Here is a 9,359-nt window from a genome sequence, read left to right on the forward strand (position 1 = left end):
AGCCCCTCGCTGCCGCAGCTCCGGCCGCAGCCCCTCGGCCCCCGAGCGCCGGCCGCAGGCCCTCCTCAAGGTCCGACGCCGGTCGCACGCTCTCCTCAGGGCCCGAACGCCGGCCGCGGGGTCCCCTCAGGGCACCCGAGGCAGCCGCGGGGCGCGGACGGCAGCCATGCCCGCCGTTCAGCGCCCCGTTCCCTCACGGCTGGGTCAGCACCACGCACGACTCCCCGGGCACCTGGAGCAGTCCGTCCGGGCCCGGTGCCTGGACCGGTTCCCAGGCCGCGAGGACCTCCATCCGGCCGGTGCCGAGCGGAATCGCGGCCTCCTCCTTGCCCAGGTTCACCGCCACCCGTACGTCCCCGCGCCGGAAGGCCAGCCAGCGGGCGTCCGCGTCGTACGCCACCTTCGTGTCGGCGAGGTCCGGGTCGGTGAGATCGGGCTGTTCCTGCCGCAGGGCGATCAGCCGGCGGTACCAGGCCAGCACGCGCGCGTGGGGCTCGCGTTCCGGCTCCGACCAGTCCAGGCAGGACCGTTCCCGGGTCGCCGGGTCCTGCGGGTCGGGTACGTCCTCCTCGGCCCACCCGTGCGAGGCGAACTCGCGCCGCCTGCCCCGCCGTACCGCCTCGGCCAGCTCGGGATCGGTGTGGTCGGTGAAGAACTGCCAGGGCGTGGTCGCCGCCCACTCCTCGCCCATGAACAGCATCGGCGTGAACGGCGCGGTCAGCGTCAGCGTGGCCGCGCAGGCCAGCAGACCGGGGGACAGGAGGGCGGAGAGCCGGTCGCCCTGGGCGCGGTTGCCGATCTGGTCGTGGGTCTGGCTGTAACCGAGCAACCGGTGCCCGGCCACCCGCGTCCGGTCCAGCGGCCGGCCGTGCCGGCGGCCCCGGAAGCTGGAGTACGTGCCGTCGTGGAAATAGCCGCCGGTGAGCGTCTTGGCGAGCGCGGCGAAGGGATCCCGCGCGAAGTCGGCGTAGTAGCCCTGCGACTCGCCGGTCAGCGCGGTGTGCAGGGCGTGGTGGAAGTCGTCGTTCCACTGTGCGTGCAGCCCGAGGCCGTGCTCCGCGCGCGGGGTGATGAACCGCGGGTTGTTCAGCTCCGACTCGGCGATCAGGAACAGCGGCCTGCCCGTCTCGGCCGCCAGGTCGTCCACGGCCGCCGACAGCTCCTCCAGGAAGTGGCACGCGCGCGTGTCGTACAGCGTGTGCACCGCGTCCAGCCGCAGCCCGTCGATCCGGTAGTCCCGCAGCCACGCCAGCGCGCTGCCGACGAGGAAGGCGCGCACCTCGTCCGAGCCGGGCGCGTCCAGGTTCACCGCCGAGCCCCACGGGGTGGTGTGCGTGTCCGTGAAGTACGGCCCGAACCGCGGCAGGTAGTTGCCCGACGGGCCCAGGTGGTTGTGCACGACGTCCAGGACGACGCCCAGCCCGAGTTCGTGCGCCCGGTCGACGAAGCGCTTCAGTGCTGCGGGGCCGCCGTACGGCTCGTGCACCGCCCACAGCGACACCCCCTCGTACCCCCAGCCGTGCCGGCCCGGGAAGGGGCACAGCGGCATCAACTCCACGTGGGTCACACCCAGTTCCACCAGGTGCTCAAGACGGGCCGCGGCGGCGTCCAGGGTGCCCTCGCGGGTGTACGTGCCCACGTGCAGCTCGTACAGCACCGCGCCGGGCAGCGCGCGTCCCGGCCACTGCGCGCGCCACGCGTGGCGCCCGTGGTCCACGACCGCGCTCAGCCCGTCCGGGCCGTCGGGCTGGCGGCGCGAGCGCGGGTCGGGCAGGACGGGACCGTCGTCCAGCGCGAACCCGTACCGCGCGCCGTCCGCCGCCTCCGCCTCGCCCGTCCACCACCCTTCGCGCGCGGGATCGCGCGCCAACGCGCGCGTGGTGCCCTCGCAATGGAGCGTCACTCGGTCTGCCTGCGGTGCCCACACCTCGAACTGCACGGACGGTTCCCCTTCGTCTGCTCACCGTGATGTCCCGCGTGTCCATCGTGCCGCCCCGGACGATCAATCCGCTTTCGAATTCGCCCTTTGGTGGCAGGTGTCGCGGAAGTGCCCGCACACCCGCACGGATTCCGGGGTTTCTGGACACCCGGGGTGCACTGCCCGACAATCACCTGCGTGACGTCGTCCTTCGAGTTCTCCACCTACCCGGCGCGCCTGTCCGACGAGGAGCGCGACAAGGCGCTGCGGGTGCTGCGCGACGGCGTCGCGATGGGCCGGCTCTCGCACGACACGTTCGTGCGCCGCATGGAGCTGGCACTCGCCGCGCGCCGCTCCGACGAACTCGCCGCCCTGGTCGCCGACCTGCCCCGGGAGAACCGGTTCTCCCGCGCGGTCCTGGGCACCGTGGAGGCCGTCTCCGGGTTCACCGTGCGGCTGCGCCGGGCCTGGCAGGCCGAGCGGCTGCCCAAGCTGCTGCTGCCGCACCCGGGACTCGGCCACCCGCTGCGCATCGGCCGCGACCCGGCGAACGGGCTGCGCCTCAACCACGAGACCGTCTCCCGGGTGCACGCCGAACTCCGCCACCAGGGCGGCCTGTGGGTGCTCAAGGACCTGGGCTCCACCAACGGCACCACCGTCAACGGCCGCCGGGTGGTCGGGGCGGTCGCCGTCCGCGAGGGCGACCAGGTGGCCTTCGGCAGGATGGCGTTCCGGCTCACGGCTCCCTGAGCCTGCCCGGCCGGTCCCGTTCGAACGCGTGCTCCCGCACGCGCGCGTGCCGTCCCGATCGGGTGAGCCGCACTGCGGAAGCCGGGCCGCCGTGCCGATGGAACGGGCATGACGTACCTCACCAGAACGGCAGCGGCGGCCGGCGCCCTGCTGGCCGCCGCCGGTCTCCTCACCGCGGGCCCGGCCCGTGCGGCCTCCCACGACCTCGTTCCCGCCAACTGGCTCCATCTGACGGTCACCAAGGGCGACGCCCGCTCCGGTGACACCCGCGGCGCGCTGCTGCTGTGCGACCCGCCGCGGGGGCACGCGCGCGCGAGCGAGGCGTGCGCCGAACTGGCCGCCGTCGGCGGGGACATCGGCCGCCTCCCGGCCGCCGACACCTTCTGCCCGATGATCTTCGCCCCGGTGACCGCCCACGCGCGCGGGCGCTGGGACGGCCGGACGGTCGACTTCCGGGAGACGTACACGAGCGCGTGCGTCATGAGGGCACGGACGGGATCCGTCTTCACCCTGGACGGCTGACCGGAGCCGCCCGGGCGGGCCTGCACGGGCCGGCGTCCCCGGGGCTCGGTGTGCGGGCTGGTGCGCCGGGGCAGAGGCACGCCGGCTGGTGTCCCGGGGCTCGGCGGCGTGGGCCGGTGTCCCGGGCCGGGTGGCGTGGGCCGGGGCGGCTCACGCCATCTGCTCACGCGCCTGCTGCGCCGCCACCAGCACGGTCCGGGACTGGTGCTCCACCTGGTGCTCCAACGGCACCCAGCGGGCCCGGAACCGCTCCGCGAAGGCGTCGCACCAGGTGGCGACGAGCTGCTCCAGGCGCGGTGCCGCCCGGTCGTCCGTCTCCCGCAGCACCCGCAGCAGCATCGACGCGGCCCGCAGCGGCAGCCGGCGCCCGAAGGCGTCCACGCTGCCGACGTACGCCATCGTCGTGCCCGCAGGGGCGGTGTGGATCCAGTCCTCGGCCAGGCCCGGGATCAGCCCGAGCGCCCACCGCGCGGCCCGCAGCAGCGGCCCGTCCACGCCCTCCAGCCGGGGCAGCGCCTCGGCGAGGATCCGCTCCACCTCGCGCGCGTCCCGCAGCAGCCGCGCGGCCAGCCGCCGCATGGCCGCCGCCGGAGCCGGGTGCGGTGCCGGGTCGTCCACCAGGTCGCTCGCCCACATCGGCACCTCCACCACGGCCGTCAGGCCGCCGTACCGGTGCGCGTGGTACCAGGTGCTGTGCCGGGCGTCGTCCGGCATGCTCGGGTAGGCCACGCCGGTCTCCGGGCCGGGCATCACGTGCACTCCGGGGCCCGAGGCCGGCCAGCCCGCCGCGTCCGAGGCCCCCGTCTCCACCGGAATGTGCAGTTCCGCCGCGGACTTGGCGAACGGCTCGGCGAGGCCCGGGACGTCCCTGGTCAGCTGCACCCAGCTGCCGCCCAGGTCGGTGCCGTGCAGCGTCACCTGGAGATAGGGCCGCAACTCGTCGATCACCCCGGTCAGCGCCCGCGTCTCGGGCGGCAGCCGGTCCGGCGGCAGCACCGCCGGCGACCACTCCGGTTGCTCCGCGCCGGTCGGCCGGTAGAAGCCGAGGTGGTAGTCGAGCAGGCTGCGCGGCGCCGGGGTCACATGCAGACTCGCCCCGTCCGGGTCCGCGCACAGCAGGAAGTGCCAGGAGGTGTCCGCCCGCAACTCGCGCTCCGCCAGCACTCTTTCGGCAAGCACCCGCAGCGTGGAACCGCCCGTCGGTTCGTTGGCGTGCGCACCCGCCACCACGAGCACGGCACGGCGGGCGTGTCCCACCGACAGCAGGTGCAGGGGTCTTCCCGCGCGCGAGACGCCCACCTGACGCAGCGCGCACAGCCCGGGTTCCCGAGCCGCCAACCCCTGAGCGGAGGCGACCAGTTCGGGAACGCTGGGATAGCGCAGCTCCGGCAGAGGACTCACCCCCGACTTGTCCGCCCGGCTTCGCCCTCCCAGTCCCGCACGGGACGGGTGAACTGTCAAGCATGCGGCGGGGGAGGCTCCCGGGGGCGCCCGGACGCAGTGGCCCGCCCCCGTCCGGGCCACTGCGTGCCGTGGGTTCACTGCTGGTGCAGGCCGCGTCCCGCGAGGGTCAGGAACACCTCGCCCACCGCCTCCGACAGCGTGGGGTGCGCGTGCACATGCCGGGCCACGTCCGCGGGCTCGGCGTCCCAGCCGACGATCAGCTGGCTCTCGGCGATCATCTCCGACACGTGCGGGCCGACCAGGTGGACGCCGAGCACCTGCCCGCCGCCGGCCTCCGCCACGACCTTCACCATGCCGCCCTGACCGTGCACCATCCCCTTGGCGACGGCGGTCAGCGGCATCGTGTCGACAGCGACCTCGTGCCCACGCGCGCGTGCCTCGGCCTCGGTCAGCCCGACGGAGGCGGTCTGCGGCGAGGAGTACGTCACCCGGGGCACGGCCGCGTAGTCGACCGGCGCCGACGGCACTCCGGCCAGCGTCTCGGCCACCAGCAGCCCCTCCTCGAAGGAGGCGTGGGCGAGACCGAGCGAGGGCGGCGGCAGCAGGTCTCCGACGACGTGGACGCCCGGCACGGCCGTCTCCAGCCGGTTCCAGTCCGCCGGGGCGACGAACCCCCGCTCGTCCGTCGTCAGCCCGGCCGCCGCCAGGTCCAGGCCCTCGGTGACCGGCGCCCGGCCCACGGCCACCAGCAGCCGGTCCGCCGTCACCGTCCGGGTCTCTCCCCGCGCGGTCCGCACGCGCGCGCGTACGCCGTCGTCCAGCAGCTCCGCGTCCAGCAGCCGCGCGCCCGCCTGCACGTCGATGCCGCGCTTCTTCAGGCCGCGCGTCAGATGCCGGCTCACGTCGGCGTCCTCCAGCGGCACGATCCGGTCGGCGGCCTCCACCAAGGTGACCTCCGCACCCATGGAGCGGTGGAAGGAGGCGTACTCCACGCCGATCGCGCCCCCGCCCAGCACCAGGACGGACGCCGGGAGACCCGGCGCGAACAGCGCGTCGTCACTGGTCACCACGCGCCGCCCGTCGGGCACGAGCCCCGGGAGCATGCGCGGGCGTGAGCCGGTCGCGAGGACGATCGCACGGCGCGCGGTGAGGTCCTGCACGCCCTCCACCCGCACCGTGCGGGGCGCCGTCAGCCGTGCGCCGCCCCGCACCACCCGGACGCCGGCGTGGGCGAGATGCGCCTCCACGCCCTTGTGGTTGCGCGCCACGATGTCGTCCCGCGTGGCCACCAGCGCACCCCAGTCGACGGAGTCCACGGTCGCCTTCACGCCCCAGCGTTCGCGGGCCTCGGCGATCCCGTCGACCAGCTCGGCGGCGTGCAGCATCGCCTTGCTCGGGATGCAGCCCCGGTGCAGACACGTTCCGCCGACCTTGTCGCGTTCGACGAGGACGACGTCCAGACCGAGGGAGGCGGCGCGCAGGGCGGTGCTGTAGCCGCCGGTGCCGCCGCCGATGACGATCACGTCGGAGGTGTGGATGCCCGTATCGATGGTCATGGCATCCACCCTCCGTCCACCCCTTGTCATGAGTCCAAGGCAATGTTGTTGTGGAATCCATGCATGGCCCTTATGGGAGGACGTGAAGGTGAGCCTGCGCCAGATGGAGTACTTCGTGACGGTCGTCCAGGAGGCGTCCTTCACGCGTGCGGCGGACGCCCTGCACGTCACCCAGCCCGCGCTCTCGCACCAGATCAAGGCGCTGGAGAAATCGGTCGGCGGCGCCCTGCTGGAGCGCCTGCCCCGGGGGGTGCGCCTCACCCCCATGGGCCGCGCGTTCCTGCCGCACGCCGAACTCGCCGTCCGCAGCGCCGCGCGGGCCCGCCGCGCGGCCCGCGCCACCGTCGGCGCCGAGGGCGGCGAACTACAGGTCGCGGCCCTGCACTCCATCGCGGTCGGCGCCCTGCCCGACGTCTTCGCCCGCTGGCGCACGGCGCACCCGAGAGTCCTGCTGCGCCTGCACGAGTACGCCACCGCCGAGGCCCTGGAGGAGGCCGTGCAGCGCGGCACCGCCGACCTCGCCGTCGGCCCCGAGCCCGCCGGCCGGCCCGGCACCGTGGTGCCCTTCGGCGAGGAGGAACTCGTCCTCGTCGTGCCCTTCGACGACCGGTTCGCGGGCCGTACGACGGTCACGCTCCCGGAACTCGCCGACCGCCCGTGGATCCGCTGCGCCATGGAACCCGTCGTGCACGGCGAGCGCTTCCTCGACTGGGCGTGCGGGAAGGCCGGGTTCCGCCCCCGGACCGCCGTGTGGACCGAGCACACGTCCACCGCCGTCCGCATGGCCGCGGCCGGCGTCGGCGTGTGTGTCGCGCCCGCCCACATCGTGCGCGGCGCCGTCGGCGAGGACTGCGTGGTGCTCACCCCCGACCCGGCCTGGAGGCGCTCCCTGACCGTCTACGCGCGCGTGCCGCCCACCGGGGCCGCCGCGGCCTTCGTGGACCTGCTGCGCGCCACCTGGCCGGCCCTGCGGACCCCCGGGCCGTACGAGGACTGCGTGAGCCCCGAGGCCCGGCCGCCCGAGGCCCAGCCGCCCGCCGCGCAGCTCCCCGCCGCGCGGCCCTCCGCCGCACCGGCCCACTGAACCGCGGCCGTCCGGGAACGGCCGCCGCGCCTCAGTCCTCCGCGACCCGCTCCAGCAGTGCCACCGGCAGCCGGTCCAGAAGGTCCGCCACGCGCGCGGACCCGGTGAACTCCCGTCCCGGGACGAGCACGTCCGCCCACCGGCCGGGCGGCAACGGCAGCCGCGTCTCCCGCCAGCCGCCCGCCTCCCCGAGCCGCAGCGACAGCCGGGTCACCACCGTGACCACCTCACCGGAGCGCGCGAACGCCAGGCAGTGGTCGGACGCCGGGCCCTCGGCGGTCAGCGGGTCGTACGACGCGCCCGCGCCGAACGCGTCCGGCCGCCGGGCGCGCAGCCGCAGCGCCGCCGCCGTCAGCGCGTCCTTCTCACCGGGCGCCTCGGGCGGGAACGCCACGGGCCGCCGGTTGTCCGGGTCCACCAGCGCCCGGTACTCGCCCTCCGTGCCCTGGTAGACGTCCGGCACCCCGGGCATCGTCAGATGCACCAGCGCGGTGCCGAGGACGTTGGCCCGGACGTGCGGGTCCAGCGCCTTGCGGAAGGCCGCCACGCGCTCCCCGGGCGGCCCGCACGGCCCCGCCGCGACGAAGGCCGCCACCGCCTCCTCGTACGGCGGCTCCTGCTCCGTCCAGCTGGTGTACATGCCGGCCTCGCGCACATGCTTCAGCAGCGCCCCCTGGACCCGTTCCTCCTCCGCCGGGCCCAGCCCGAACACCGTCTGCCAGGCCGCCCAGGCCAGCTGCCCGTCCGGCACCCCCTCCTCGGCCAGGGTCACCTCGGCGAGCAACTGCGCCCAGCGGTCCGGGCACTCGGTGAGGACCGCCAGCGCGGCGCGCACGTCCGCGCTGCGCTTGGTGTCGTGGGTGGAGACGACCGTTCCGGTCAGCGGCCAGTCGCGCTGCACGCGCGCGCAGTACGCGTGGAACTCCTCCGGCGACACGCCCGGGCTGCCCGGGTCGCCGCCCACCTCGGCCGTCGACAGCAGTGGCACATAGCGGTAGAAGGCCGTGTCCTCCACCGACTTGGCGCGCAGCGCGGACGCCGTCTGCGCGAACCGGGTGCGGAACTCCACCCGGTCGGCGTGGTCCGGCGCCGACGGATCGCCGGGCGGCTCGACCAGCAGCCGGCGCACGACGCCGACGGCCTCGGCCTCCTCCGGCACCACGAACGCCAGCCGGGCCTCCTCGGCGGCCTCCTCGGTGATCACGGCGGCGGCGTCACCGGAGGCGTACGGCCGGTAGACCCGCATCCGGACCAGCAGCTCCTCCACGGCCGTACGCAGCGCCCAGGGCGCGCGGTCGCGCAGCGAGAGATCCGGCGAGGCCGCGCACAGCCGGGCGGCCACCCGGGTGAGCCGGTCCGTCTCGGTGGCCAGCTCATGGGTGAGCACCTTGTACGCCGCCCGCCGGACCGTGGCCTCCCAGTTGCCGCCCCGGTCCGTCTGCGGCGCCGCGAACGCCCGGTACCTTCCCAGCAGTTCGTACGCCCCCGTGCGGTCCGTGAACAGGCCGTCGACGTGCCGCAGGGCGTCGTAGCCCGTGGTGCCCGCGACGGGCCAGGAGGACGGCAGGTGCTCGCCGTCGGACAGGATCTTCTCCACGACCGTCCAGCGCCCGCCGGTCGCCTCGTGCAGCCGCGCCAGGTAGCCCTCCGGGTCGGCGAGCCCGTCCGGATGGTCGATCCGCAGCCCGTCGAACACGCCCTCCGCCAGCAGCCGCAGCATCGTGCCGTGGGTGGCCTCGAACACCTCCGGGTCCTCCACCCGCAGCCCGATCAGCTCCGAGATGCTGAAGAACCGCCGGTAGTTCAGCTCCGTCCGGGCCAGCCGCCACCACACCGGGCGGTACCACTGGGCGTCCAGCAGCTCCGGCAGCGGCAGGTGCTCGGTGCCCGGACAGAGCGGGAAGGCGTGCTCGTGGTACCGCAGCACCTCACCGTCGACCTTGAGGTGCGCCAGCTCCGAGCCGATCGGGCCGCCGAGCACCGGCAGCAGCAGCCGGCCGCCCTGCGCCTCCCAGTCGATGTCGAACCAGCGCGCGTACGGCGACCCGGGCCCGTCCCGCAGCAGCTCCCACAGGGCGCGGTTGTACCGGGGCGCCAGCGCCATGTGGTTGGGCACGATGTCCAC

General features: G+C 75.1%; 7 protein-coding genes. 3 read left to right on the forward strand and 4 right to left on the reverse strand.

The features are described from left to right. Positions 1-193: 193 nt before the first annotated feature. Positions 194-1,939, reverse strand: a complete 1,746-nt coding sequence (gene treZ, locus CCN44_RS37915; protein ID WP_086703345.1) for a malto-oligosyltrehalose trehalohydrolase — start codon at positions 1,937-1,939, stop codon at positions 194-196. Positions 1,940-2,116: 177 nt separating this feature from the next. Here treZ and CCN44_RS37920 point away from each other — a divergent pair, with 177 nt between their 5' ends. Together CCN44_RS37920 and CCN44_RS37925 are read left to right on the forward strand one after the other, a co-directional pair. Next, positions 2,117-2,668 (forward strand): DUF1707 and FHA domain-containing protein, encoded by a 552-nt coding sequence (locus CCN44_RS37920; RefSeq protein ID WP_059253595.1) that lies wholly within the window; start codon positions 2,117-2,119, stop codon positions 2,666-2,668. A 108-nt stretch (positions 2,669-2,776) separates the two neighbouring features. Then, positions 2,777-3,190 carry an SSI family serine proteinase inhibitor gene (locus CCN44_RS37925; protein WP_059253597.1) on the forward strand — a complete coding sequence of 138 codons (414 nt, stop codon included), beginning with the start codon at positions 2,777-2,779 and terminating at the stop codon, positions 3,188-3,190. 150 nt (positions 3,191-3,340) lie between these two features. On the opposite strand, the gene CCN44_RS37930 is transcribed toward CCN44_RS37925, so the two are convergent. Both CCN44_RS37930 and lpdA read right to left on the reverse strand, forming a co-directional pair. Then, on the reverse strand, positions 3,341-4,591 hold the full coding sequence (locus tag CCN44_RS37930; RefSeq protein WP_059253599.1) for a M14 family zinc carboxypeptidase: 1,251 nt from the start codon (positions 4,589-4,591) through the stop codon (positions 3,341-3,343). A 137-nt stretch (positions 4,592-4,728) separates the two neighbouring features. Next, a complete protein-coding gene (lpdA, locus tag CCN44_RS37935; RefSeq protein ID WP_086703348.1) occupies positions 4,729-6,150 on the reverse strand; it encodes a dihydrolipoyl dehydrogenase in 1,422 nt (473 codons plus the stop codon). Between the two features lie 88 nt (positions 6,151-6,238). Between lpdA and CCN44_RS37940 the strand changes: the two genes are divergently transcribed. Beyond that, the gene (locus CCN44_RS37940) at positions 6,239-7,234 is read left to right on the forward strand and encodes a LysR family transcriptional regulator (RefSeq protein WP_237482465.1); all 996 of its coding nucleotides are present in this window, start codon (positions 6,239-6,241) and stop codon (positions 7,232-7,234) included. Between the two features lie 31 nt (positions 7,235-7,265). On the opposite strand, the gene treY is transcribed toward CCN44_RS37940, so the two are convergent. Further along, a partial coding sequence (gene treY, locus CCN44_RS37945; RefSeq protein ID WP_086703351.1) for a malto-oligosyltrehalose synthase occupies positions 7,266-9,359 on the reverse strand: 2,094 nt, incomplete at its 5' end.

It is taken from the genome of Streptomyces tricolor (assembly GCF_002155905.1).
Lineage (GTDB): Bacteria > Actinomycetota > Actinomycetes > Streptomycetales > Streptomycetaceae > Streptomyces > Streptomyces tricolor.